We start from the raw sequence: 26,295 nt of genomic DNA, 5'->3' as shown, positions 1-26,295 counted from the left end.
ATGTTGGCCGTGATCCTTACACCAAGACTACTGGGCTCACATATCCATTATTTCGGCCGTCTACGCATACCTAGAAGCCACGCAAGCGACGGCCCGACTATCATACCAGCGAGCAACGCCAGAATCACCAAAACTGAAACAGGAAGTTGCGGGGCTGACCAGCCCAGAAACAGCAGTGTGACCGGCTGGTTGTTTTCAAGCACAAACAGGACGATAGCTGAGGCCACGAGCAGCGCAAGTACGACAAGGGCCAGGCGTTTAAAGTTCCGCATGAGAACTCCTTTGTCTTAGCGCTCCGTCAGAGCTCATCCCCCTCCTCCTCATTCACCCGATCCCTAAGCTCTTTGCCTGGCTTGAAATGAGGAACAAATTTTCCATCAAGGCTGACGGACTGGCCGGTCTTTGGATTGCGACCTACCCGCGGGGCGCGGTAATGCAGGGAAAAGCTGCCGAAACCACGGATTTCAATACGATCACCCGTAGCCAGGCACTGGGACATTTGTTCAAGCATGGTCTTGATGGCCAGCTCCACATCCTTGGATGAGAGTAGCCCTTGATGGGTGACAATTCGTTCGATCAACTCCGACTTCGTCATATTTTTCCCTTCTTTTTCAAGCAGCTAGGAAAATCGCTTGAAAAGGTTTTAGCATGACCAGAGGGATTTGAACAGCCCAAGTATTGACATTCTTCTTTGCTCCCTTGCCGCTTCTTTCCATGCAGGCCAGGAGCTTTCTCAAACTATCTACAGATGACCAACATCGTGCGAGTCAGATAGCCAGCAGGATTAAAACCAAAGGGGTATTGATCGTTATCCTTCGCGTCGTCGGATCGGGTAATGACCTTGTAGCCTGCACCCTTGCACTCTCTTGCGGCTCTCTTATGGCACTTCTCCCAGCCAGAGCCCAACCCTGAGCAGTCGACCTCGATACCACTGACACCACGCACTGCGTGGGTCTTGGCACTCGTAGCGCAACCTGCCAAGGCCAATATTGCGAATATCAGGATGTACCTGTTCATTCATCTCCTTAAATATCCATCACTCGACTGGGTGGTGCCTGATCTGGCGCTATCGCGAGCAGGCTCGCTCCCACATTGCTCAGGGGGAACCATGACATCTGTGGTCCAACCTTGATAGATGGCTGATACGCTTAAAGAAAGAGACAGCTGGGCTTGGAGGTTGGTTTCGCGACTGGAGAAAGATCGCAGCCTTCGGCAGCTCCTACAAGGTAATCGCAGGCACAAAAAAGGGCGACCGAAGTCGCCCTTTTTCATGGTCTGACAGAACTTAGTTCTGTTTTTCCATCTGTGCACGCAGCAGGTCGCCCAGAGTGGTAGGACCAGGAGCATCAGTAGCTGGCTTCTCGCGCAAGCTCTGGATTGCTTCTTTCTCTTCAGCATCGTCTTTCGACTTGATGGAGAGCTGGATTACGCGGCTCTTGCGGTCAACGCTGATGATCTTGGCTTCTACTTCTTCGCCTTCTTTCAGAACGTTGCGCGCGTCTTCAACGCGGTCACGGCTGATTTCGGAGGCTTTCAGAGTCGCTTCGATATCGTCGGCCAGAGTGATGATGGCGCCTTTGGCGTCAACTTCTTTCACGATGCCCTTAACGATTGCGCCTTTGTCGTTCTCTTGAACGTACTCGGAGAACGGATCGCTTTCCAGTTGCTTGATACCCAGGGAGATACGCTCGCGCTCTGGGTCAACCGACAGGATAACGGTGTCCAGCTCGTCGCCCTTCTTGAAACGGCGTACGGCTTCTTCGCCCACTTCGTTCCAGGAGATGTCGGACAGGTGAACCAGGCCGTCGATGCCGCCGTCCAGACCAATGAAGATACCGAAATCGGTGATCGACTTGATGGTGCCGGAGATTTTATCGCCCTTGTTGAACTGGCCAGAGAAGTCTTCCCATGGGTTGGACTTGCACTGCTTGATGCCGAGGGAGATACGACGACGCTCTTCGTCGATGTCCAGAACCATGACTTCCACTTCGTCGCCGACTTGTACGACTTTCGAAGGGTGGATGTTCTTGTTGGTCCAGTCCATTTCGGAAACGTGTACCAGGCCTTCAACGCCTTCTTCCAGCTCAGCGAAGCAGCCGTAGTCGGTGAGGTTGGTAACACGAGCGGTGACGCGGGTGCCTTCTGGGTAACGGGCTTTGATAGCGACCCATGGATCTTCACCCAGTTGCTTGAGGCCCAGGGAAACACGATTGCGCTCGCGATCGTACTTCAGAACCTTGACATCGATCTCGTCGCCAACGTTGACGATTTCCGAAGGATGCTTGATACGCTTCCAGGCCATGTCGGTGATGTGCAGCAGGCCATCGACGCCACCCAGATCGACGAATGCGCCGTAATCGGTGAGGTTCTTGACGATACCCTTGACCTGTTGGCCTTCCTGCAGCGATTCCAGCAGAGCTTCACGCTCGGCGGAGTTCTCGGCTTCCAGGACACTGCGACGGGAAACGACAACGTTGTTGCGCTTCTGGTCCAGCTTGATGACCTTGAATTCCAGCTCTTTGCCTTCCAGGTGCGTGGTGTCGCGCACTGGACGGACGTCAACCAGGGAACCTGGCAGGAACGCACGGATGCCGTTAACGTCGACAGTGAAGCCGCCTTTAACCTTACCGTTGATAACGCCCTTGACCACTTCCTCAGCTGCGAAGGCCGCTTCCAGAACGATCCAGCATTCAGCGCGCTTGGCTTTTTCACGGGACAGCTTGGTTTCACCAAAGCCATCTTCAACCGAGTCCAGCGCAACGTGAACTTCGTCACCGACGTTGATGTTCAGTTCGCCAGCGTCGTTGTAGAACTGCTCAAGCGGGATCAGCGCTTCAGACTTCAGACCAGCGTGAACGGTTACCCAGCGAGCCTGGTAATCGATATCAACGATAACGCCGGTGATGATGGAGCCTGCCTGAAGGTTCAGGGTTTTCAAGCTTTCTTCAAAGAGTTCCGCAAAGCTTTCGCTCATTTTAATTCCTGTTGATTAGGGCGAAGTAAACGCCCATCTCCACACCCCAGACGGTGTGGGTTAGTTTCATATAAAAGAAGCGCCGCAGGACTATGACTGGTCCCCTGCGGAGCTTCCTGTCACCCGGCGATATCGCGAAGCGCGATCTCGCTCATGATGCGTTGCAACACCTGATCAATGGACAACTCCGTGGAATCCAGCTGTATCGCATCGGCCGCCGGCTTTAGCGGGGCTACTGCGCGCTGGGTGTCACGCTCATCGCGTGCACGGATCTCATCTAGCAGACTCGACAGACTAACATCCTCGCCTTTGCCCTTCAACTGCAAATATCGGCGGCGCGCCCGTTCCTCGGCGCTGGCCGTCAGGAAAATCTTCAGCGGCGCATCGGGGAACACCACCGTGCCCATGTCGCGACCATCGGCCACCAGCCCCGGCGGCTCCTGGAATGCGCGCTGGCGTTGCAGCAAGGCTTCGCGCACCGCCGGCAGCGCGGCGACCTGGGAGGCTCCGGCGCCCACGCTTTCGGTACGGATGACGTCGCTGACTTCGTCGCCTTCCAGAATAATGCGCTGGAGCTGGCCGTCGGTCGCCGCGATGAATTGCACGTCCAGATGAGCGGCCAGCGCCTTGAGCAATTCCTCGTTGGTCAGGTCGACGCCATGGTTGGCGGCGGCGAACGCCAACAGACGGTACAAGGCGCCCGAATCGAGCAGGTTCCAGCCCAACTGCCTGGCCAGGATCCCGGCGACGGTGCCCTTGCCCGAACCGCTTGGGCCATCGATGGTGATGACCGGTGCCTTGATGTTCACGACTGTGCCTCTTGTGCTACTCGGATACCGACCTGCGCGCACAGCGCCAGGAAGTTCGGGAACGACGTCGCGACGTTGGCGCAGTCATGGATGCGAATCGGCGCACTGGCGCGCAAAGACGCAACACTGAAGGCCATGGCGATGCGGTGATCACCGTGACCATGGACTTCGCCGCCGCCGATCTGGCCGCCGTCGATAATGATGCCATCCGGGGTTGGCTGGCACTTGACGCCCAGGGCGAGCAAGCCGTCAGCCATCACCTGGATGCGATCCGATTCCTTGACCCGCAGCTCTTCGGCGCCCGTCAGCACGGTACGCCCTTCTGCACAGGCGGCCGCCACGAACAGCACCGGGAACTCGTCGATGGCCAGTGGAACCAGCGCCTCCGGAATCTCGATACCCTTGAGTTTAGCCGCTCGTACGCGCAGGTCAGCCACCGGTTCGCCACCCACTTCACGCTGGTTTTCCAAGGTGATGTCGGCGCCCATCAGGCGCAGGATGTCGATCACGCCGGTACGGGTCGGGTTGATGCCAACGTGCTCCAGAACCAGGTCGGAGCCTTCGGCGATCGAGGCGGCCACCAGGAAGAACGCCGACGACGAGATATCGCCCGGCACTTCGATGTGGGTCGCGGCCAGCTTGCTGCCAGACTCGACGGACGCCGTGGCGCCATCGACCGTGACCGGGTAGCCGAAGCCGCGCAGCATGCGCTCGGTGTGGTCGCGGGTCGGGGCCGGCTCGGTGACGGTGGTCTTGCCTTCGGCGTAGAGACCCGCCAGCAGCAGGCAGGATTTCACCTGGGCGCTGGCCATTGGCATGGTGTAGGTCAAGCCCTTGAGCTTGTTGCCACCACGAATGATCATCGGCGGACGACCCTCGGCGGCCGTCTCGATGACCGCGCCCATTTCCCGCAACGGGTTGGCCACGCGATTCATCGGACGCTTGGACAGCGACGCATCACCGGTCAGGGTGCTGTCGAAATCCTGGGCCGCCAGCAGGCCGGACAACAGGCGCATCGAGGTTCCGGAGTTACCCAGGTAGATCGGCCCCGGAGCAGGCTTGAGGCCGTGCAGGCCGACACCATGGATGGTCACGCGACCGTGGTGCGGGCCTTCGATGACCACGCCCATGTCGCGAAACGCTTGCAGCGTCGCCAGGGCGTCTTCGCCCTCGAGGAAGCCTTCCACTTCGGTTACGCCTTCGGCCAGGGAGCCGAGCATGATCGAGCGGTGGGAAATCGATTTATCGCCCGGTACACGAATACGCCCACTCAGGGAGCCACCAGGTTGTGCCAGGAAAATCAGATCGTTGGAGTTCATAGCGTCCACATAGGCCCGACGGGCCAGGATTTTACTGAAATGCTCGCGGGCCACCCTGGCGCGTGTGAAAACGCCCAGCAATTGGTGCCCGTCCCCTGCATCGACCGCGTCGCGCAAGGCGTCGAGATCGCTGCGAAATGTATCGAGTGTGCGCAAGACAGCTTCGCGGTTGGCGAGGAAGATGTCGTGCCACATGACCGGGTCGCTTCCGGCGATTCTCGTGAAATCGCGGAAACCGCCGGCAGCGTAACGGAAGATCTCAAGATTTTCATTGCGTTTGGCCAATGAATCCACCAGGCCGAACGCCAACAGGTGCGGCAAATGGCTCGTGGCCGCCAACACTTCATCGTGACGCTCGACCTGCATGTGCTCGACATCGGCGCCCAATTCGCGCCACAAACGGTCCACTACGGCGAGCGCGGCAGGGTCCGTCTGGTCCAGGGGCGTGAGGATCACTTTGTGACGACGAAACAGTTCGGCGTTGGAGGCTTCCACCCCGCTCTGCTCGGAACCGGCAATCGGATGACCGGGCACGAAACGCGCCGGCATCCCACCGAAAGCCTCGGTGGCTGCACGCACCACGTTGCCCTTGGCACTGCCGACGTCGGTCAGGATCGCTTGCCCCAGGTTCATGGTTGCCAGGCGCGCCAGCAATTTTTCCATGGCCAGGATCGGCACCGCCAGCTGGATCACATCCGCGCCTTGGCATGCGATTGCCAAGTCATCTTCGCAGCGATCAACCACGCCCAACTCCACGGCCAGCCTGCGCGACTGCGGATCCAGGTCGACACCGACCACTTCACGGCACAAGCCGCTTTCACGCAAGCCCTTGGCAAACGAGCCGCCGATCAAGCCCAGGCCGACCACCACCAGGCGATCGATCATAGAAACAGCAGGTTGCAGCGAAGTGACATCAACCACGAACCAGGACCTTGCTCAACGCCTCGAGGAAACGGCTGTTTTCCGCCGGCAGGCCAATGGTGATGCGCAGATGGTTCGGCATGCCGTAATTGGCCACCGGACGCACGATCACACCTTCGCGCAACAGCCCCTGGTACACCGGCGCGGCGACGCGCCCCAGGTCGACACAGATGAAGTTGCCTTTCGAGGGAATCCAACCCAGGCCCAGTTCACGCAGGCCTGCCTCCAACTGCTCCATGCCGGCCGCGTTCAGGCGACGGCTTTCAGCCAGGTAGGCTTCATCCTGCAAGGCCGCACAGGCGGCGGCCAGGGCAAAGCTGTTGACGTTGAACGGCTGGCGCACGCGGTTCAGCACATCGGCCACCACGGCAGTGGACAGGCCGTAGCCGACCCGCAGCGAGGCCAAGCCGTAGGCTTTGGAGAACGTACGCGATACCAGCAGGTTCGGGTAGGCCGCGAGGAAGTCCAGGCCATCGGGCAAATCGCTGCCTTCGGCGTATTCGATGTAGGCCTCGTCCAGCACCACCAGCACGTGGGCGGGCACGTCCTGGAGGAAGTCATCCAAGGCCTGGGCATCGAACCAGGTGCCAGTCGGGTTGTTCGGGTTAGCGATGAAGACCACTCGGGTATTGGCGTCGATGGCCGCCAACATGGCCAGCAGGTCGTGCCCCCACTCCTTGGCCGGAACCACATGGGCATCCGCGCCGACGGCCTGGGTGGCGATCGGGTAGACCGCGAACGCGTGCTCGCTGAATACAGCGTTGAGACCTGGCGCCAGATACGCCCGCGCCACCAACTCAAGAATGTCGTTGGAGCCGTTGCCCAGGGTCACCTGGTTCAGCTCGACACCGCAACGCTCGGCCAGCAGGCTTTTCAACGCAAAGCCATTGCCATCGGGGTAACGGGTCAGCTCGGCCAGTTCGTCGCGGATTGCCGCCAGCGCCTTGGGGCTCGCGCCCAGCGGGTTTTCGTTGCTCGCCAACTTGACGATGCTGGCCGGATCCAGGTCCAGCTCGCGGGCCAGTTCGTCCACGGGTTTGCCCGGAACGTAAGGCGAGAGTTGTTGCACGCCTGGCTGAGCCAGAGCGAGGAAGTTGCCACTCATTTGCTATCCGCCCTTAAAGAACTGCCTTGGGGTAGGAACCCAGCACCTTGAGTGCCACTGCTTCCTGACTGATTTTTTCCAGCACACCTTTTACCAGCGGATCGCGGTGATGGCCGACAAAATCGATGAAGAACACGTAGGTCCATTTACCGCTACGCGACGGACGGGTCTCGATCCGCGTCAGGTCGATACCGTTGTCGTGGAACGGCACCAGCAGCTCATGGAGCGCGCCCGGCTTGTTGCTCATGGAGACGATGATCGATGTCTTGTCGTCGCCGGTCGGCGGCACTTCCTGGCTACCGATCATCAGGAACCGCGTGGAGTTGTCCGGACGATCCTCGATTTTCTCGGCCAGGCGAGTCAGCCCGTAGAGGCCGGCCGCCATGTCGCCGGCAATCGCCGCCGAGTTCCACTCGCCCTTGACCCGCTTGGCCGCCTCGGCGTTGCTCGAGACCGCCACGCGCTCGACGTTCGGGTAATGAGCGTCCAGCCACTTGCGGCACTGGGCCAACGACTGGGCGTGGGAATAGATCCGGCTGATGCTGTCGGTCTTGGTGTTCTCGCCCACCAGCAGGTGATGGTGGATACGCAGCTCGACTTCACCGCAGATCACCATGTCGTGCTCGAGGAAGCTGTCCAGCGTGTGGTTGACCGCACCTTCGGTGGAGTTCTCCACCGGCACCACGCCAAAATTCACCGCGCCGGCGGCGACTTCACGGAACACTTCATCGATGGCCGCCATCGGCTTGCTGATCACCGCGTGACCGAAGTGCTTCATGGCCGCAGCCTGGGTGAACGTGCCTTCCGGCCCCAGGTAGGCGACTTTCAGCGGCTGCTCGAGGGCCAGGCACGAGGACATGATTTCGCGGAACAAGCGCGCCATCTCTTCGTTGCCCAGCGGCCCCTTGTTGCGCTCCATGACACGCTTGAGCACCTGGGCTTCACGCTCGGGGCGATAGAACACCGGCACTTCGCCTTCAGCCAGGGAGGCCATCTTCACCCGGGCGACTTCCTGGGCGCAGCGCGCGCGCTCGCTGATCAGTTCCAGGACCTTTTCATCCAGGGCGTCGATGCGCAGGCGCAGCGCCTTGAGTTCTTGCTCAGACATCAGCCATGTTCCTTCTCGAACTCTGCCATGTAGGCGATCAGCGCATTGACGGCGTTGATGTCGACGGCGTTGTAGATGGAGGCGCGCATGCCACCGACCGAACGGTGGCCCTTGAGGTTCAGCAGGCCGCGTTCGTCGGCACCGGCCAGGAACGGTTTGTCGAGACGGTCGTCGGCCAGGCGGAACGGCACGTTCATCCATGAGCGATCGGTCTTGTTGATCGGGTTGCTGTAGAGGCCGCTGGCGTCGATGAAGTCATACAGCGTGCGCTGCTTCACTTCGTTGAGCTTGCCGATGGCTTCGACACCGCCCTGCTCCTTCAGCCATTCGAACACCAGCCCGGACAGGTACCAGGCCAGGGTCGGCGGGGTGTTGTACATCGAGCCGTTGTCGGCCGCGACCTTGTAGTTGAGCATGGTCGGGCACAGGGAACGGGCACGCCCCAGCAGGTCTTCGCGAATGATGGCGACCAGGATGCCGCTTGGGCCGATGTTCTTCTGGGCACCGGCGTAGATCATGCCGAAACGGGAGATATCCACAGGGCGCGAGAGAATGTCCGAAGACATGTCGGCCACTAATGGCACGTCGCCAGTTTCCGGGATCCAGTTGAATTCCAGGCCGCCAATGGTTTCGTTCGGCGCGTAGTGAACATAGGCCGCGTCCTTGGACAGCTTCCACTCGTTCTGGCCGGGAATGGCGAAATAGTCGTAGGGCTTGGCGGTGGCCGCCACGTTGACGTGACCGTAGCGCGACGCTTCTTCGATGGCTTTCTGCGACCAGATGCCGGTGTCGATATAGTCGGCGCTGCCGTTTTCCGGCAACAGGTTCAACGGGATCTGGGCGAACTGCTGGCTGGCGCCGCCCTGCAGGAACAGCACCTTGTAGTTGGACGGGATGTTCAGCAGATCACGCAGGTCCTGCTCGGCCTTGGTGGCAATGGACACGAACTCATCGCTGCGATGGCTCATCTCCATGACCGACAGGCCCTTGCCGTGCCAGTCGAGGAGTTCACCCTGGGCACGCTTCAGGACCGCTTCAGGAAGCGCCGCCGGGCCGGCACAGAAGTTATAGGCTCTCTTGCTCACATCCAATCTCGCTCTGATCTGGTGGTCACTAAATCTTTTGATCTATACACAACTCCACTGTGGGAGCGAGCTTGCTCGCGATAGCGGCACAACAGTCAACGTTGATGTTGAATGCCAGTCCGTCATCGCGAGCAAGCTCGCTCCCACAGGGGCCGTTCACTCAAGGTATGAAACCTCAGGAGAGCAGCATTACCCCGGTAGGGCATGTGCAGTGTCGCAAATTTTCAAACAGAACAAACAACAAGGGGGCGAATCTTCATCCGCCCCCTGCGTGTCCGCTTAGTCCTGCGGTTCTTCTTCGTCTGCGGCAGCGTCAAGCGGTTGGTCGCCGACAGCATCGTCGACATCGGCGCCGAGGGTGCCGTCGAGCGCCACGCCGTCTTCGCCTTCCAGCTCCTCGCCTTCGACTTCCGACGGCTCCTGGACCCGCTCGAGCCCGACCAGCGTTTCGTCGCTGGCCAGCTTGATCAGCGTCACGCCCTGGGTGTTACGACCCAGGCTCGAGACTTCGTCGACCCGCGTACGCACCAGCGTGCCCTGGTCGGAAATCAACATGATCTCCTCGCCGTCGAGCACCTGCACGGCGCCGACCAGGCGACCGTTACGCTCGTTGCTGACCATGGCGATCACGCCCTGGCCGCCACGCTTGTACTCGGGGAACTCGCTGATGGCCGTGCGCTTGCCATAACCACGGGCCGAAGCGGTGAGGATCTGGCTGCCTTCTTCAGGGATCAGCATGGAAATCAGCTTCTGCCCTTCCGGCAGGCGCATACCACGGACACCGCGGGCGGTACGGCCCATGGCGCGAACGTCGGATTCCTTGAAGCGGGTAACCTTGCCGCCGTCGGAGAACAGCATGACCTCACGCTCGCCGTCGGTGATGGCGGCGGAAATCAGCACGTCGCCTTCGTCCAGCTCCAGGGCGATCAAGCCGACGCTGCGCTGGCGGCTGAAGGATTCCAGCGGGGTCTTCTTCACGGTGCCGTTGGCGGTGGCCATGAAGATGTAGTGACCTTCGGTGTATTCCTCCACCGGCAGCATGGTGGTGATGTATTCACCCTCGTCCAGCGGCAACAGGTTGACCAGCGGACGGCCGCGGGCAGCACGGGATGCTTCCGGGATCTCGTAGGTCTTGAGCCAGTACACCTTGCCTTTGCTGGAGAACAGCAACAGCGTGGTGTGGCTGTTGGCGACCAACAGGTGAGCGATGTAATCCTCGTCCTTGACACCGGTCGCCGACTTGCCTTTGCCACCGCGACGCTGGGCCTGGTAGGCGGCCAGCGGCTGGGTCTTGGCGTAGCCGCCGTGGGAGATGGTCACCACGCGCTCTTCTTCCGGGATCATGTCACCCAGGGTCAGGTCCAGGCGCGCATCGAGGATCTCGGTGCGGCGCACGTCGCCATATTCGGCGCGGATCACTTCCAGTTCTTCGCGGATCACTTCCATCAGGCGCGTGGCGCTGTTGAGGATGCGGATCAGCTCGCCGATCTGGTTGAGGATCTCCTGGTACTCGGCCAGCAGCTTCTCGTGCTCCAGGCCGGTCAGGCGGTGCAGGCGCAGTTCCAGGATGGCTTGCGCCTGTTCCGGGGACAGGAAGTACTTGCCTTCGCGCAGGCCGTATTGCGGATCGAGGTTTTCCGGACGGCACGAATCGGCGCCGGCGCGCTCGACCATGGCCACCACCGCGGAGGACTCCCAAGGGGTGCTGATCAGCGCCTCCTTGGCTTCCGACGGCGTTGGCGAGGCCTTGATCAAGGCGATCACCGGGTCGATGTTCGACAGGGCAACGGCCTGGCCTTCGAGAATGTGACCCCGCTCGCGAGCCTTGCGCAGTTCGAACACCGTGCGACGGGTCACCACTTCGCGACGGTGACGTACGAAGGCTTCCAGCAGGTCCTTGAGGTTCAGGATCCGCGGACGACCGTCGATCAGCGCAACGATGTTGATGCCGAACACGCTTTGCAGCTGGGTCTGGGCGTAGAGGTTGTTGAGGATCACCTCAGGCACTTCGCCACGGCGCAGCTCGATCACGACGCGCATGCCGTCCTTGTCGGACTCGTCACGCAGCTCGGTGATGCCTTCGAGCTTCTTCTCTTTCACCAGCTCGGCGATCTTCTCGATCAGGCGGGCCTTGTTCAGCTGGTATGGCAGTTCGGTGATAACGATCTGCTGGCGACCACCGACCTTGTCGATGTCCTCGACCGTCGAGCGGGCGCGCATGTAAATGCGGCCACGGCCGGTGCGGTAGGCTTCGATGATACCGGCGCGACCGTTGATGATCGCGGCGGTCGGGAAGTCCGGACCCGGGATGTATTGCATCAGCTCATCGACGGTCAGCTCGGGATTGTCGATGAGGGCCAGGCAACCGTCGATGACTTCACCGAGGTTGTGCGGTGGGATGTTGGTCGCCATGCCCACGGCGATACCGCTGGAGCCGTTGACGAGCAGGTTCGGGATACGGGTCGGCATGACCGCCGGGATCATTTCGGTGCCGTCGTAGTTCGGCACCCAGTCCACGGTTTCCTTGTGCAGGTCGGCCAGCAGCTCGTGGGCCAGCTTGGTCATGCGCACTTCGGTGTATCGCATGGCCGCGGCGTTGTCGCCGTCCACGGAACCGAAGTTGCCCTGGCCGTCTACCAGCAGGTAGCGCAGGGAGAATGGCTGCGCCATACGAACGATGGTGTCGTACACGGCAGTGTCGCCGTGGGGGTGATACTTACCGATCACGTCGCCGACGACACGGGCGGATTTCTTGTACGGCTTGTTGAAGTCGTTGCCCAGCTCGCTCATCGCGAACAGCACGCGCCGGTGCACGGGCTTCAAGCCATCGCGCGCATCCGGCAGCGCCCGCCCGACGATTACGCTCATCGCGTAGTCGAGGTAGGACTGTTTCAGCTCGTCTTCGATATTGACCGGGAGGATTTCTTTGGCCAGTTCGCCCATGAGAAGCCTGATTCCTTTTTCTGGTGAAACCTCGTCACATCCAGATGGGACGAACGAAGCTCGCCGCTGCAGAACAAGTGCCGTGCAGCGACTTACGACAAATCAACGAGTTATGCCATGGATCTGCGCAGTAAAGACCACCTCGCGAGGCGGCCTTGGAAACCGCCGGATGTTATCACAAGAGCCGCCACGCACCTATCCCCCAGATGCGCATGGTGCGTAGTTAGTTGACCGGTGACAGGCTGATATGGGATCAGAGGGGCTTAGAAGCGCAACGAATGAAGATTTATGGCTGGATTCCGACTCATTTGTTGACTTTTCAGACCTCATCGCGAGCAAGCTCGCCCCCACAGGAATTTTGTGAACACCGAAAATCCAGTGTGGGAGCGAGCTTGCTCGCGATGGCGGCCGATCAAACCCTGGAAATCCTCAGTGCAGCCGCTTGCGGCACATCAATTGCGCCAGCTTGGCAGTGTCCGGACGCTCGATGATGCCCTTCTCGGTCACAATCACATCGATCAAATCCGCCGGCGTGACATCGAATACCGGGTTGAAGGCGTCAATATCCGCGCCGAGCCCCTTGCCGCCGACTTCCAGCAGTTCGCGCCTGTCGCGCTCTTCCATTGGAATGTCATCACCGCTGGCCAGGCTCAGGTCGACGATCGAACTCGGCGCCACCACCATGAAGCGCACGCCATGGTGCATGGCACAGACGGCCAACTGATAAGTGCCGATCTTGTTCGCCACGTCGCCATTGGCGGCGATGCAATCGGCACCGACAATCACCCAAGTCACCCCTTTGGTCTTCATGATGTGGGCAGCGGCGGAGTCGGCATTGAGAGTCACCGGGATGCCTTCACGAGCCAATTCCCACGCCGTCAGGCGCGAGCCTTGCAGCCACGGCCGGGTTTCGTCGGCATAGACACGCTCCACCATGCCCTCGATATAGGCACCCCGGATGACCCCCAAGGCCGTGCCGAAACCGCCGGTGGCCAGGGCGCCGGTGTTGCAGTGGGTGAGGATGGCCTGGGCGTTGCCCTGGTGCTTGCGGATCAGGTCGACACCCAGCTGGGCCATGGTCAGGTTGGCTTCGCGATCACTCTCGTGGATGGCGATGGCCTCGGCCTCGAGCACCGCCAGTGGCTCGGCATGCCCTTTCAAGCGCCCCAGCCGGTCACGCATCCGATCCAGCGCCCAGAACAGGTTCGCCGCCGTCGGCCGGGCCTCGGTCAGCAAGGCAAAATCGGCCTCCAGCGCCGCCTGCCAATCGCCGCCCTCGGCCATCCTGGCCCGTGCCGCCAGCACAACGCCATACGCCGCGCTGATGCCGATGACCGGCGCGCCGCGCACGACCATCGCGCCAATGGCCTCGGCCACGTCGGCGACACGGGTGCAGGCGATCCAGTTCTCCTCGAACGGCAGGCTACGCTGGTCCAGCAGGTACAGGACGCCATCACGCCAATCGATGGCCTTCACCTTCTCCGCAGCCAATAGTCGATCGCGCATCCTTCACCCCGTACTCATGAACAAAAGCCGCCGATTATAGCGATCCCTCCGCGAAGACGCTCGGGTATACTTCGCCATCCTTTATACCCCATGGAACCGTTCCACGATGCCCAAGCCTGCCGTTGCGCTCGACTTATTATTGCTGCCGACCTGGTTGGTGCCTGTCGAACCCGCCGGTGTTGTGCTCAAGGATCATGGCCTGGGCATCCGCGACGGTTGCATCGTGTTCATCGGCCCACGGGCAGAAGCCCTGAAATGTGACGCCACCGAGGTCCGTGAGCTACCCGGCATGCTGCTCAGCCCCGGCCTGATCAACGCCCACGGCCACGCGGCCATGACCTTGTTCCGTGGCTTGGCCGACGACCTGCCCTTGATGACCTGGCTGGAACAGCACATCTGGCCGGCCGAGGCCAAATGGGTCGATGAAGATTTCGTGCGCAATGGTACCGACCTGGCGATCGCCGAGCAGATCAAGGGCGGCATCACCTGTTTCTCCGATATGTATTTCTACCCCAAGATCGCCAGCCAGTGCGTCCACGACAGCGGGATCCGCGCGCAAATCGCCATTCCGATCCTCGACTTCCCGATCCCCGGTGCCGCCAGCGCCGACGACGCCATTCGTCAGGGCATCGAATTGTTTGGCGACCTCAAGCATCACCCACGGATCAAAGTCGCATTCGGCCCGCACGCGCCCTACACGGTGGGCGACGAGAACCTGGAGAAAATCCGCGTGATCGCCGAGGAACTGGACGCGGCCATTCATATGCACGTTCACGAAACCGCCTTCGAAGTGCAGCAGGCTGTGGATAACACCGGTGAGCGGCCGATGGCTCGCCTCGGGCGCCTGGGCCTGCTGGGGCCACGCTTCCAAGCCGTGCACATGACTCAAATCAGCGACGAAGACCAGGCCTTGCTGGTAGAAAGCAATTGCAGCGTGATCCACTGCCCGGAGTCGAACCTGAAGCTGGCCAGCGGTTTCTGCCCGGTGGAACGCCTGTGGCAGGCCGGCGTCAATGTCGCCCTTGGCACCGATGGCGCGGCGAGCAACAACGACCTTGACCTGCTCGGCGAAACCCGCACCGCCGCCCTGCTGGCCAAGGCCGTCGCCGGTTCGGCCACGGCCCTGGATGCCCATCGGGCCCTGCGCATGGCCACGCTCAATGGCGCCCGGGCGCTGGGCATCGAAACGACCGTCGGCTCCCTGGAAATCGGCAAGGCCGCCGACTTGGTGGCGTTCGATTTGTCGGGCCTGGCCCAGCAACCGATCTACGACCCGGTGTCGCAGTTGATCTATGCCACCGGTCGCGATTGCGTCAAACACCTGTGGGTAGGCGGCAAGCCGTTAATGGAGGATGGCCGGCTGACCCGGATGGACGAACCGACACTGATCGCCACGGCCCAGGCCTGGGGTCGCCGCATCAGCGGCCACAACGAATGACCACGCCCCTTGAGCCACGGCTCGGGGCACCTGATTTTTCAAGCTTTTCGAGGATCTGCACATGAGCAACGTCGACCACGCCGAAATCGCCAAATTCGAAGCCCTGGCCCATCGCTGGTGGGACCGTGAAAGCGAATTCAAACCGCTGCACGACATCAACCCGCTGCGGGTCAACTGGATTGACGAACGGGTCAATCTGGCCGGCAAGAAAGTCCTCGACGTCGGTTGCGGCGGCGGCATCCTCAGCGAAGCCATGGCCCAGCGCGGTGCAACGGTGATGGGCATCGACATGGGCGAAGCCCCGCTGGCGGTGGCGCAACTGCACCAGTTGGAATCCGGCGTCAGCGTGGAATACCGGCAGATCACCGCCGAAGCCCTGGCCGAAGAAATGCCCGGCCAATTCGACGTGGTCACCTGCCTGGAGATGCTCGAGCACGTGCCAGACCCTTCCTCGGTCATCCGCGCCTGCTTCCGCATGGTCAAGCCGGGCGGCCAAGTGTTCTTCTCCACCATCAACCGCAACCCGAAGGCCTATCTGTTCGCCATCATCGGTGCCGAATACATCATGAAGCTGTTGCCACGGGGCACCCACGACTTCAAGAAATTCATCCGCCCTTCCGAACTGGGCGCCTGGAGCCGCGCGGCCGGGCTGACGGTCAAGGACATCATCGGCCTGACCTACAACCCGCTGACCAAGCACTACAAGCTGGCCGCCGACGTTGACGTCAACTACATGATCCAGACCCTGCGCGAGGAATAAGTCGATGCGTCTCAAAGCGGTTCTCTTCGACATGGACGGCACGCTGCTCGACACCGCGCCAGACTTCATCGCCATCTGCCAGGCCATGCGCGCCGACCGTGGCTTGCCACCGATGAACACCCAGCACATACGCGACGAGATTTCCGGCGGCGCCCGGGCGATGGTCGCAGTGACCTTTTCCATGGACCCGGAATCACCGGGGTTCGAGGAACTGCGCCAGGAATTCCTTGATCGCTACCTCAAGGGGTGCGCGGTCCACAGCCACCTGTTCGACGGCATGGCCGAGGTGCTGGCCGATATCGAGGCGGCCAACCTGATCTGGGGCGTGGTCACCAACAAGCCGGTACGTTTCGCCGAACCGATCATGCAGCAACTGGGCCTGGCCGAGCGCTCGAAAGTGTTGATCTGCCCTGACCACGTGAAAAACAGCAAGCCGGACCCGGAACCGCTGACCCTGGCGTGCAAGCTGCTCGACCTGGACCCGGCCAGCGTGCTGTTCGTGGGCGATGACCTGCGGGACATCGAGTCCGGCCGCAGCGCCGGCACCAAGACCTGCGCGGTGACCTACGGCTACATTCACCCGGACGACAACCCCAAGCACTGGGGCGCGGATGTGGTGATCGACCATCCATTGGCGTTGCGTAAAGTGCTGGATAGCGCATTGTGCAGTTGCTGAGCTGAGGACCGCTCTAGTGGCGAGGGAGCTTGCTCCCGCTCGGCGGCGAAGCCGTCGCCTGGGGACCGCTTCGCAGTCCAGCGGGAGCAAGCTCCCTCGCCACAAAAGCTCACTAAATTCATTAAGCTCAGTTAGCTCAGTTAGCTCAGTTAGCTCACTGGCCATGACTGCTCTGCACAAACGGTAACGTGCCGCTTTATTTTGTTGAGGTTTTTTATGTTTGATTATTCCCCCCGCCCCGATCTGCTCAATGGCCGGGTGATCCTGGTCACCGGCGCCGGTCGCGGGATCGGTGCCGCTGCTGCGAAAGCCTACGCCGCCCACGGTGCCACCGTCCTGCTGCTGGGCAAGACCGAAGCCAACCTGACCCAGGTCTACGATGAAATCGAAGCGGCCGGTCATCCGCAACCGGCGGTAATCCCGTTCAACCTCGAAACCGCCCTGCCGCATCAATACGATGAACTGGCGGCGATGATCGAAACCGAGTTCGGTCACTTGGACGGCCTGCTGCACAATGCCTCGATCATCGGCCCACGTACGCCACTGGAACAGTTGTCCGGTGAGAACTTCATGCGGGTGATGCACGTCAACGTCAACGCGATGTTCATGCTCACCAGCACCTTGCTGCCCTTGCTCAAATTGTCCAAGGACGCGTCGGTGGTGTTCACGTCCAGCAGCGTCGGCCGCAAGGGCCGGGCCTACTGGGGCGCCTATGGTGTGTCCAAGTTCGCCACCGAGGGGCTGATGCAGACCCTGGCCGACGAAGTCGATACCGTCGCCCCGGTGCGCGCCAACAGCATCAACCCCGGTGCCACCCGCACCAGCATGCGCGCCCAGGCCTATCCGGGAGAAAACCCGCTCAACAATCCGACGCCCGAAGAAATCATGCCGGTCTACCTGTACCTCATGGGCCCGGACAGCACCGGCGTCAACGGCCAGGCGTTCAACGCGCAATAACGATCAGGGCCGATGTCGCGACGATTTACCGTCGCGACATCGGCCCTGATCCGTGCCAAACCAGGCGAACCGCCAAGCCCACGTCGCCGAAGCTATCGCGAGCTGTTTTCAATCCATTGATTCCTAACCGGTTTTTACTGAAATGAACCGAATGGCACGACTTTCGCTCTAACCTCTTCAAACATGCCATGTTCGGCAGGTAGTGGACGTTGAGACGAGACTTATGCCTGCCATGGAAAGCGGACTAAACTCAAATCAGTTGTCCTACGGGACTGATGGACCAGTACGACGCGCAGCCCAAAGTCGCCACACCCAACCTGCGGGACAGATTTAGCTTAGGTGCTAACGCCATATGAAAACGCCCACCCAGATCAACGCGATCGACTTCGACAGCGCCAAATTGCAGCGCCTGGGCCTGGCCCAGTCATCGCCGCTTGCGGCACGCTCTGTCAGTCTGTCGCAATTGCGTCAACAACTGAGCCAGCAACTGCAGACCAGCCTGGAGCCACAGCGCATCCTGGGCCTGTATTTCCGCGAAATTCAGCGACTGGTGCCCCTGGATGCGTTGGCCTATCAGCACAAAGCCAGTGACCTGCGCCTGGAGTTCGGGCAACGGGGGCATCACACCCTCAGCTACAACCTGAGCCATGAAGGCGAACACCTGGGGGAACTGATATTTCGCCGCAACCAGCGTTTCACCGAGGCGGAACAGAGCGATCTCGAATCCATCATGTCGACGCTGCTGTACCCACTGCGCAACGCGCTGCTCTACCGCGCCGCCACCCGTAGTGCCCTGCGCGATCCGCTGACCGGTACCGGCAACCGCATCGCCATGGACCAGACGTTGATGCGGGAAATCGACATGGCCAAGCGTCATTCGCAGCCCTTGTCAGTGCTGATGCTCGATATCGATCATTTCAAGCGCATCAACGACAACCATGGTCACGGCGTCGGTGACGAAGTGCTCAAGGCCGTGGCCGAGTCGATCAAGGGCCAACTGCGCAACGTGGACATGGTGTTCAGGTTCGGCGGTGAAGAATTTCTGATCCTGCTGGCCAATACCAGCCGGGATGCGGCGGCCATGGTCGGCGAACGGCTGCGTTATGCCGCCCAGGCTCAGGATTACTTCGCCGCTGGCACCCGGATCGAGCTGACCGTCAGCCTGGGCTGCGCCACCCTGCTACCGGGGGAATCTTCGGAAAGCCTGCTGCGCAGGGTCGACAGCGCGCTGTACGTGGCCAAGCGCGAAGGCCGCAATCGCCTGGCGATGGCTGGCTGACAAGTATCGACAGCAAAGAATATCGAAATACTTGTGGGAGCGGGCTTGCTCGCGAAAGCGGTGGGTCAGCCTACGACTATGTTGCATGTGCCAGAGCCTTCGCGAGCAAGCCCGCTCCCACAAGGTTTAAGGCGATTCAAGACAGCGCTCATCCAAAACAACTGTGGGAGCGAGCTTGCTCGCGATAGCGATCTGGCAGTCAACCTCCCCGTCGACTGTCAGACCGCTTCGCGAGCAGGCTCGCTCCCACAAGTTGTGGCTATCTGTAGCGGTAGTAATCAGCTCCCGGCCAATGCCAGGCGCTCGCGGGTGGATGACGACTTACTCACCGTTTCCGACTGTTCCAGTTGCATGCAACGCTCCAGGAACAGGTACATGTAGTCATAGCTCTTGCACACGGCCTGGCGCAGCTCCGTTTGCAGGGCTTTGCTCGGGTTCATCCCCGCCAGCGTACAGATGATTTCCAAGGCTTCCCAAGGATGGGCATCGTCGTACTGGGCATGCATCTTCAGCCATTTCATGGCCCGCTTGCGGTCTTCCTCGGCGAAGGCGGCCGCATAGACACCGTTGGAACACACCAGCGCCGACCACTCTCCCGTGGCACCCTCGATGGCATAGTTGGTCGCGGCGATGGCCACGATCAACGCGTCCGAGGAACTGGTGTGCCAGCACCAATGGCTCAAGGCATGAAGCTCAGGCGGTACCTGCTGGGCCTGCAGGTCTTCCAGGGTCACGCCATGGGCGGCGCTCCAGTTGACCCAGTAGTCGGCATGGTTGAGTTCGACACGAATGTTGCGCATCAGCCAGCGACGCGCCATGTCCTCGCCAGGGTGGCGGGCAAAGCGGGTCTTGGTGAGGTTCTGTGCCATGTATAAAGCGAACTGCTCGACGACCGGCCAACCACCAATGAGGTAGTGGCGCATGGTCTTGGCGCTGAGCTTGTTGTCGCGCATGCGCTGATACAGTTCGTGTTCGACAACCCGGCGCTTGCTCTCGCTGCAATCGGTAATGAGCTGCTGTGCCCATTTCGGATAGCTTGTAGCGTCCATGAGCGGGCCTGTTCGGTTGAATGTGTCGATCACTGTCGGGCTCCTTTTGATTGTGATTTTCTCGGATCAACAAGCGTTTCAGCGGAACGTGCCGGGGGCCTTGAATAACAACGGCTGGGGCCGGGCCGGCCGACATTGCAACGTGTCGCAGGTAAACAATTGCGGGCGTTCGATCACATACCCCTGAGCGTAGTCCACCCCAATCTCCAGCAATGCCTGCTCGATCTGGGCTGTTTCTACAAACTCGGCAATCGTGCGCTTACCCATGACGTGACCGATGTGATTGATCACTTCGACCATTGCACGGTTAATCGGGTCGTCCAGCATATCCTTTACGAAACTCCCGTCGATCTTCAAGAAGTCTACAGGTAAATGTTTCAGGTAAGCGAATGAAGACATTCCGGCGCAAAAGTCATCCAGCGAGAAATAACATCCCAAGCTCTTGAGTTCATTGATAAAACGGATCGCACTGCCGAGATTCGAAATAGCGCTGGTTTCTGTAATTTCAAAACAAATCATTTCCGGCGGAATCGAGTAGGCGGCGAACTGTTTACGCAGGAAGTCGAGGAACGCCTGATCTCCGATAGTTGTGCCTGACAGATTAATCGCACACATCGCCATGGGCCCCTGTCGCGATTCATTCAGGCACTGGCGGATGATCTTGAAGACGTTTTCCACCACCCAACGATCCAGGGATGTCATCAGCCCGTAGCGTTCCGCCGCGGGAATGAAGCTGTCCGGCAGGATCATCCGCCCGGCTTCGTCATGCAGGCGCAGCAGGATTTCTATGTGTCCGCCACCATGATCGCCCGGGCCCAGCGCGGCGATTTCCTGGGCGTACAGGCAAAAGCGGTTTTCCTCCAAAGCCATGTGCAGGCGCTGGACCCAGGCCATCTCGCCAAAACGCAGGGACAACTCCGAGTCGTCGGCATGATAGACCTGGACCCGGTTGCGCCCCTTTTCCTTGGCCATATAACAGGCCATGTCGGCGGCCCGCAGGGATGCCTCCAGGGTCGTTGGGGTCTGGGCGATGTGCACCAGGCCAATGCTCACGGTGGTCACGAACGGCCGGCCCTTCCAGACAAAATGCAGGTTCTGCACGGTCTGGCGCAGCCCTTCGGCAATCTTTTCCGCCGCCTCCGGCGAACAGTTCTCCAGCAGGATCCCGAACTCATCGCCGCCCAACCGGGCCAGGGTGTCGTTTTCCCGCAGCCCTGACTGCAACAAGGCACAGATATGCCGCAACAACTCGTCTCCCGCCGCGTGGCCGCAGGTGTCGTTGACCAGCTTGAACTGGTCCAGGTCGAGAAACATCAAGGCATGACGACCGACCTGGCGAGTGAGGTTGTGCAAGGCCTGCTCGAGGCGATACTCGAATTCCCGGCGGTTGGCCAGGCCGGTCAGGGCGTCGTGGGTGGCCTGCCACGACAGGTTGGCGATGTATTGCCGCTCCTGGGTCATGTCATGCAGCACCAGCACGGCGCCGCTGACCTTGCCAGCATGGCGGATCGGCGCGCCCACCAGGGTGACCGAGACCGTGCTGCCATCCAGGCGCTGGATCAGTTTCGAATGTTCGCTGGCGCCACTGAGTCGACCGCTGAGGATGTGCTCGATCAAGGTCAGCCCTTCGGTCTGGGCATTGTCATCGAGCAAATTGAACAGCGCGGCCAAGGGCAAGCCCGTGGCGTGTTCGGCCTTCCAATGGGTCATCGCTTCGGCGGCGGGGTTCATGTAGGCGATGGCCCCTTCCACGTCGGTGGTGATCACCCCATCGCCAATGGATTGCAGGGTGATCTGCGCTCGTTCTTTCTCCATCTGCAGCGCATTGGCGAACACCTGCCGCTGGGCCAGCAACTTATGGGTACGCAACAGCGCCAGGACGATCAACCCCAGGGCGGTGGCGAAATTGGTCACCAGCAGCAGCCGCAGGATGAAACGCGAGCCCTCGCCCAGCGCGTCGCTGAACGCCTTGGCAGCCGGGGTCACGGAATCATTGATCGCAAAGATCTGGGCCTTCCAGCCGCGGATGTCCACCTCCGAGGCCTGGCCCGCGGCGATGCTGCCGTGCATCTGCCGGGCGACGTTATTCAATTCGATCAGGTAGCCGTCGCCCACCGTCCAGAGATCGATGGCTTCTTCCAAGTAACTGAAGTGACGGAAATTCAAATAAAGCCAGATCAGGCTGGACACATCGTCCGGGTGATTGCCGCCCTTGAGGATGCCGGCCCGTGCGGCTTCCAGGTCCGGCGGTTCGCGGTCCAGCGCCACCCGCAATTCGTGGCCGCCCTCGGGAACGGCGATGGCTTGCTGAAATTTTCGGAAAATCGCCTCGTCGCGGCTGTCGGCGTAAAGGTTGAGGTAATAGATGGCGTCTTTCTGGCCCTTGGACCAGAGACTCTCTCCCGCCACATAGCCGCGAACCGCGGACAATACGTATAGGCTGACGCCGCCGAGCAATGCCTGAAATAGCACAACGGCGATAAAGGGCCAGACGATACCCAGCAGCCGTGGTGTTCCGAGAGTCTGCTTTTGCTTCATGAGGTCCCTTGCACACAGGTATTGCGGACGAACACCCGCCAGAATTCCACTCCTGACTCAATAGCCTAGGCTAGTTTTCGACCCATCGAATGAATGGATGAACAGATCGACAGACTTTGCGTGGAATTTGGGAAGAACAGCGGGTTTGCCTGCTTTTTTTCCGATACTAAGCGCAGAAAAGCGCCGGAAACTCAAGGCTGCTGTATTTGTTGCAAATGACCGTAGAGCCGAGCGTACAAGCCCCCTTCGGCAATCAGTTGCAAATGGTCGCCGTCTTCGGCGATTTGCCCACCGTCGAACACCAGGACTCGATCGGCCTGTTTCACCGCCGAGAGTCGGTGGGCGATGATCAGGGTGGTACGCGCGCTCAAGAAGCGCGCCAGGGCCTGGTGCAGGTTGTACTCGGTGGCCGCGTCAAGGGCCGAGGTGGCTTCGTCGAGAATCACCACCCGAGGATTGGCCAATACCATGCGGGCAATGGCCAGCCGTTGGCGCTGCCCGCCGGACAACCGCACCCCGGAACGCCCAACGATGCTGTCCAGGCCCAGGGGCAGCGCCCGTACCGTGGCGTCGAGTTGGGCGATTTCCAGCGCCTGCCAGCAGGCCTCGTCGCTGCGTTCACGGCCCATGGTCAAGTTAGCCCGCACCGTGTCGTTGAACAACGCCGGATGCTGAAGCACCACAGCGACGTTCTCGCGAATGGTTTCCAGGCCAACCTCCTGCTGCGTGGCGCCGCCGAAACGAATGCTACCCGACTGCGGCGTGTACAGCCCGAGCAGCAACTGCACCAAGGTGCTCTTGCCGCCGCCACTGGCCCCGACGATGGCGACTTTTTCCCCCGCAGAGATGGACAGGTTCAATTGGTCGAGCACCAACTCCTCGCCGTAACCGAAACTCAACCCCTGGATCTCGATGCCCACGGTGTCACGGCTCTTGAACGGATCGACGCCGCCGGTGTACTGCGGCTCGTCGGCCCGGGCCAGCAGTTCATTGATACGGTTCAAGGCGCCACCGGCGGCGTAAAAGGCGTACTGCAAATTCAACAACTGCTCGACCGGACCGATCATGAACCAGAGGTAGCTGAACACCGCCAGCATCTGGCCGATGGACAGGTCGGAAAACACCACGGTGAGCATGGCCGCCGCGCGAAAAATATCGATGCCGAACTGGAACAGCAAACCACTGGCGCGGTTCGAGGCGTCGGTTTTCCACTGCGAGTTCACGGCGTAATCGCGGACTTCCTTGGCGCGCATTCCCAAGCGCCCAAGGAAATGGCCTTGGCGATTGCCTGCGCGCACTTCCTGGATGGCGTCCAGGGTTTCGGTCAAGGCCTGGGTGAAGCGCGAGGTGCTGTCGTTCTCCAGTTTCTTGAGGTGCTTGACCCGCTTGCCCAACTGTACCGTGGCGTAGATCACCAGCGGGTTGAACAGCAGGATCAGCAGCGCCAGTTTCCAGTGCATCCACACCAGGATCCCAGCGGTGCCCACCAAGGTCAGCATCGCCACCAGGAAACGGCTGAGGGTTTCGCCGATGAATTTGTCGAGAGTGTCCAGGTCGGTGACCAAGTGGGCCGCCACGGTGCCGCTGCCCAGGCTTTCGTACTCGCCCAGGGAGATTCGCTTGAGACGTTCGATCAGGCGGATACGAATGCGGTAGACAAGGTCCTTGGCCAGCCTGGCGAACAAGCGCGCCTGCAGCACGTTGAACAGCAAGGCGCCGCAGCGCAGGGCCAGGGTCGCCAGCAACATCAGCCCGATATAGCCAGCAGCGCTCTGCCACGCCGTTGGCAATGCATGGTTCATGACGTTCAAGGCCGCATCGCCGTGGCCCAGCAGGACCTCGTCCACCAACAGCGGCAACAGCAACGGGATCGGCACGCTGCACAGTGTCGCCAGCACGGCCACGCCGTTGGCGATCCACAGGGCTTTTTTATGGGTGAGGGCCAGGCGACGGATTTCCGCCCAGCTCAACCGGTCGATGCGCCGCGAGGCCGATGGGTCTGGCGGCCGCTCAGGCACAGGTCGCGCGCTCCAGCCATCGGCCCAGCAACGGTGACAACTGGCCCAGGGGCTGATAACCATTGGTCAGCAAGGCCAGTTGGCCGTCGCGCTCGGCCAACAGCGTGGGGAACCCGGCGATGCCCAGGTCCTGTACCCAGGTGAAATCCGCCGCAGTGGCCGCGTGTTGGTCGGCGCGGTCAAAAGCCGCAGCGAATTCGATGCGTGGCAACCCGGCCCGTTCGGCCAGCTCCACCAGGACGCTGGCGTGGGTGACGTCGCGGCCTTGCACATAAAAGGCCTGCTGGATCAGCTTCACCAGCTTCCAGGCCAAGTCCGGGGCGAGGCTGCGGGCCGTCACCAATGCCCGGCAGGCTGGTTCGGTGTCGTAGACGAAACCGTCCGGCAGCGCGCCTTCAAGCTTGAAGGGCTGGCCGGTGGCCTGGGTCACCGCCTGCCAATGCTCAAGAATGTAGCGCCGGGTGGTCGGCTCCAGTGCCGAACCACTGCCGGTGCGCAAACCGCCCACCACCAGGTGCAATTCCACGCCCGCGGCCTGCGCCTGCTCGACCAATGCCTCGGCCACCGGTGCAAAGCCCCAGCACCAGGAGCACATCGGGTCCATCACGTAGAGCAGGCGTGACGCCATGGTTCAAGCCTCGGAAGATGTTTGCTTATAGTTGTAGCCGATCGGGTGCGGCATGTTCCGCGCCTTGGCCAACTCGATCTGCTTCTGCCGGTCGATGGCGCTGCGACGGGTTTTCTCGCTCAGCTTATCCCAGCAATGCGGGCAACTGATGCCAGGCACGTAATGCTCCGAAGCGCGGTCTTCGACGCTCACCGGCGTACGACAAGCGTGACATTGATCGTAGTCCCCTTCGCTGAGGTCATGGCGAACGGTCACGCGGTTGTCGAACACGAAGCAGTCGCCGCGCCACTTGGTTTCCTCCTGAGGCACCTCTTCGAGGTATTTCAGGATGCCGCCCTTGAGGTGATAGACCTCGTCGAAGCCTTGACCAAGCATGTAGCTGGAAGCCTTTTCGCAACGAATGCCGCCGGTGCAGAACATCGCGACTTTCTTGTGCCTGGCCGGGTCGAAGTTGGCCTTGATGTACTCGGGGAACTCGCGAAAGCTGGTGGTCTTGGGGTCGATGGCGCCTTCGAAGGTGCCGATGGACACTTCGTAATCGTTGCGGGTGTCGATCAACAGCACTTCCGGATCGCTGATCAACGCGTTCCAGTCTTGTGGCTCGACGTACGTGCCGACCTGCTTGTTCGGGTCCACGCCTTCGACGCCGAGGGTAACGATTTCTTTCTTGAGCTTGACCTTGGTGCGGTAGAACGGCTGCTCGTCGCAGTACGACTCTTTATGGTCGATGTCGTCCATGCGCGGATCGTTCTTGAGCCAGGCCATCAACCCGTCGATGCCTTCACGGGTGCCGGAGACCGTGCCGTTGATGCCTTCCTCGGCGATCAGCAGCGTGCCTTTGATGCCGTTGTCGAGCATAGCCTTGAGCAGGGGCTCACGCAGCTCGACGTAATCTTCAAGGGTGACGAACTTATACAGTGCCGCCACGACAATGGGTTGTGTCATGGGTGTTTCTCCAGGTGGCTACCCTCGTAAAGGGTGAACCGGATGCGAAAAAAAACGCGCCGGGTGAGCGGCGCGTTGCGATTCTAACAAAAACAATGTGGTTTTAGGAGCGAGAGCCTGTGTGGCGAGGGAGCTTGCTCCCGCTGGGTTGCGCAGCAGCCCCAAAAAACTGATTGGGATCAGCCTGACACGACGCGGTGATTGGCTTGGGGGCCGCTTCGCAGCCCAGCGGGAGCA

Annotated in this window: 21 protein-coding genes; 5 read left to right on the top strand and 16 right to left on the bottom strand. The window is 60.8% G+C overall.

Going from position 1 to position 26,295, the window contains the following annotated elements:
* Window positions 1–47 precede the first annotated feature (47 nt).
* The 11 genes from ACLH0I_RS09195 to mtnA form a co-directional block, all read right to left on the bottom strand.
* Window positions 48–272 carry a LapA family protein gene (locus ACLH0I_RS09195; protein ID WP_411386848.1) on the bottom strand — a complete coding sequence of 75 codons (225 nt, stop codon included), beginning with the start codon at window positions 270–272 and terminating at the stop codon, window positions 48–50.
* A 26-nt stretch (window positions 273–298) separates the two neighbouring features.
* Window positions 299–595 carry an integration host factor subunit beta gene (gene ihfB, locus ACLH0I_RS09190; RefSeq protein WP_003199243.1) on the bottom strand — a complete coding sequence of 99 codons (297 nt, stop codon included), beginning with the start codon at window positions 593–595 and terminating at the stop codon, window positions 299–301.
* A gap of 143 nt (window positions 596–738) precedes the next feature.
* Window positions 739–1,017, bottom strand: a complete 279-nt coding sequence (locus ACLH0I_RS09185; protein WP_411386847.1) for a hypothetical protein — start codon at window positions 1,015–1,017, stop codon at window positions 739–741.
* A gap of 268 nt (window positions 1,018–1,285) precedes the next feature.
* Window positions 1,286–2,974, bottom strand: a complete 1,689-nt coding sequence (rpsA, locus tag ACLH0I_RS09180) for a 30S ribosomal protein S1 (RefSeq protein ID WP_186704721.1) — start codon at window positions 2,972–2,974, stop codon at window positions 1,286–1,288.
* A 119-nt stretch (window positions 2,975–3,093) separates the two neighbouring features.
* Window positions 3,094–3,783 (bottom strand): (d)CMP kinase, encoded by a 690-nt coding sequence (gene cmk / locus ACLH0I_RS09175; RefSeq protein ID WP_003183882.1) that lies wholly within the window; start codon window positions 3,781–3,783, stop codon window positions 3,094–3,096.
* The gene (locus ACLH0I_RS09170) at window positions 3,780–5,975 is read right to left on the bottom strand and encodes a bifunctional prephenate dehydrogenase/3-phosphoshikimate 1-carboxyvinyltransferase (RefSeq protein ID WP_411387480.1); all 2,196 of its coding nucleotides are present in this window, start codon (window positions 5,973–5,975) and stop codon (window positions 3,780–3,782) included. The genes cmk and ACLH0I_RS09170 overlap by 4 nt, the downstream gene beginning before the upstream one ends.
* A 40-nt stretch (window positions 5,976–6,015) precedes the next feature.
* Window positions 6,016–7,128 (bottom strand): histidinol-phosphate transaminase, encoded by a 1,113-nt coding sequence (hisC, locus tag ACLH0I_RS09165; RefSeq protein ID WP_411386846.1) that lies wholly within the window; start codon window positions 7,126–7,128, stop codon window positions 6,016–6,018.
* A 13-nt stretch (window positions 7,129–7,141) separates the two neighbouring features.
* Window positions 7,142–8,236: a prephenate dehydratase gene (gene pheA / locus ACLH0I_RS09160; protein ID WP_003199233.1), complete on the bottom strand. Its 1,095-nt coding sequence runs from the start codon at window positions 8,234–8,236 to the stop codon at window positions 7,142–7,144.
* On the bottom strand, window positions 8,236–9,321 hold the full coding sequence (serC, locus tag ACLH0I_RS09155; protein ID WP_186704718.1) for a 3-phosphoserine/phosphohydroxythreonine transaminase: 1,086 nt from the start codon (window positions 9,319–9,321) through the stop codon (window positions 8,236–8,238). Before serC ends, pheA begins: the two co-directional genes overlap by 1 nt.
* Window positions 9,322–9,600: 279 nt before the next feature.
* Complete coding sequence (gyrA, locus tag ACLH0I_RS09150) at window positions 9,601–12,264, bottom strand: DNA gyrase subunit A (protein WP_250963512.1); 2,664 nt, start codon at window positions 12,262–12,264, stop codon at window positions 9,601–9,603.
* A gap of 429 nt (window positions 12,265–12,693) precedes the next feature.
* On the bottom strand, window positions 12,694–13,770 hold the full coding sequence (gene mtnA / locus ACLH0I_RS09145; protein WP_411386845.1) for an S-methyl-5-thioribose-1-phosphate isomerase: 1,077 nt from the start codon (window positions 13,768–13,770) through the stop codon (window positions 12,694–12,696).
* Between the two features lie 106 nt (window positions 13,771–13,876).
* Between mtnA and ACLH0I_RS09140 the strand changes: the two genes are divergently transcribed.
* From ACLH0I_RS09140 to ACLH0I_RS09120, 5 genes are all read left to right on the top strand, one after another.
* Entirely contained in the window at window positions 13,877–15,208 is a 1,332-nt protein-coding gene (locus ACLH0I_RS09140; protein WP_411386844.1) for a TRZ/ATZ family hydrolase, read from the top strand.
* Window positions 15,209–15,269: 61 nt separating this feature from the next.
* Window positions 15,270–15,968, top strand: coding sequence for a bifunctional 2-polyprenyl-6-hydroxyphenol methylase/3-demethylubiquinol 3-O-methyltransferase UbiG (ubiG, locus tag ACLH0I_RS09135; RefSeq protein ID WP_063322361.1), 699 nt, complete (start codon window positions 15,270–15,272; stop codon window positions 15,966–15,968).
* 4 nt (window positions 15,969–15,972) lie between these two features.
* Window positions 15,973–16,644, top strand: coding sequence for an N-acetylmuramic acid 6-phosphate phosphatase MupP (gene mupP, locus ACLH0I_RS09130; protein ID WP_411386843.1), 672 nt, complete (start codon window positions 15,973–15,975; stop codon window positions 16,642–16,644).
* A 216-nt stretch (window positions 16,645–16,860) separates the two neighbouring features.
* Window positions 16,861–17,601, top strand: coding sequence for a YciK family oxidoreductase (locus tag ACLH0I_RS09125; protein WP_411386842.1), 741 nt, complete (start codon window positions 16,861–16,863; stop codon window positions 17,599–17,601).
* A 352-nt stretch (window positions 17,602–17,953) separates the two neighbouring features.
* Window positions 17,954–18,880, top strand: coding sequence for a GGDEF domain-containing protein (locus ACLH0I_RS09120; RefSeq protein ID WP_411386841.1), 927 nt, complete (start codon window positions 17,954–17,956; stop codon window positions 18,878–18,880).
* Between the two features lie 278 nt (window positions 18,881–19,158).
* Here ACLH0I_RS09120 and ACLH0I_RS09115 read toward each other — a convergent pair whose 3' ends face one another.
* From ACLH0I_RS09115 to ACLH0I_RS09095, 5 genes are all read right to left on the bottom strand, one after another.
* On the bottom strand, window positions 19,159–19,929 hold the full coding sequence (locus tag ACLH0I_RS09115) for a TenA family transcriptional regulator (RefSeq protein ID WP_284739108.1): 771 nt from the start codon (window positions 19,927–19,929) through the stop codon (window positions 19,159–19,161).
* 78 nt (window positions 19,930–20,007) lie between these two features.
* Entirely contained in the window at window positions 20,008–22,467 is a 2,460-nt protein-coding gene (locus ACLH0I_RS09110; protein WP_186704710.1) for an EAL domain-containing protein, read from the bottom strand.
* 191 nt (window positions 22,468–22,658) lie between these two features.
* Window positions 22,659–24,485 carry an ABC transporter ATP-binding protein gene (locus ACLH0I_RS09105; RefSeq protein ID WP_411386840.1) on the bottom strand — a complete coding sequence of 609 codons (1,827 nt, stop codon included), beginning with the start codon at window positions 24,483–24,485 and terminating at the stop codon, window positions 22,659–22,661.
* Window positions 24,478–25,080 carry a DsbA family protein gene (locus tag ACLH0I_RS09100; RefSeq protein ID WP_411387479.1) on the bottom strand — a complete coding sequence of 201 codons (603 nt, stop codon included), beginning with the start codon at window positions 25,078–25,080 and terminating at the stop codon, window positions 24,478–24,480. Before ACLH0I_RS09100 ends, ACLH0I_RS09105 begins: the two co-directional genes overlap by 8 nt.
* 36 nt (window positions 25,081–25,116) lie before the next feature.
* Window positions 25,117–26,058, bottom strand: a complete 942-nt coding sequence (locus ACLH0I_RS09095) for a rhodanese-related sulfurtransferase (RefSeq protein ID WP_250963523.1) — start codon at window positions 26,056–26,058, stop codon at window positions 25,117–25,119.
* Window positions 26,059–26,295: the final 237 nt, after the last annotated feature.

Source organism: Pseudomonas sp. MPB03 (assembly GCF_046605385.1).
In the GTDB taxonomy this organism is placed as follows: Bacteria; Pseudomonadota; Gammaproteobacteria; order Pseudomonadales; family Pseudomonadaceae; genus Aquipseudomonas; species Aquipseudomonas zanjanensis.
The sequence above is the reverse complement of the archived record's forward strand: the minus strand, read 5'-3'. Positions and strand labels throughout refer to the sequence as shown.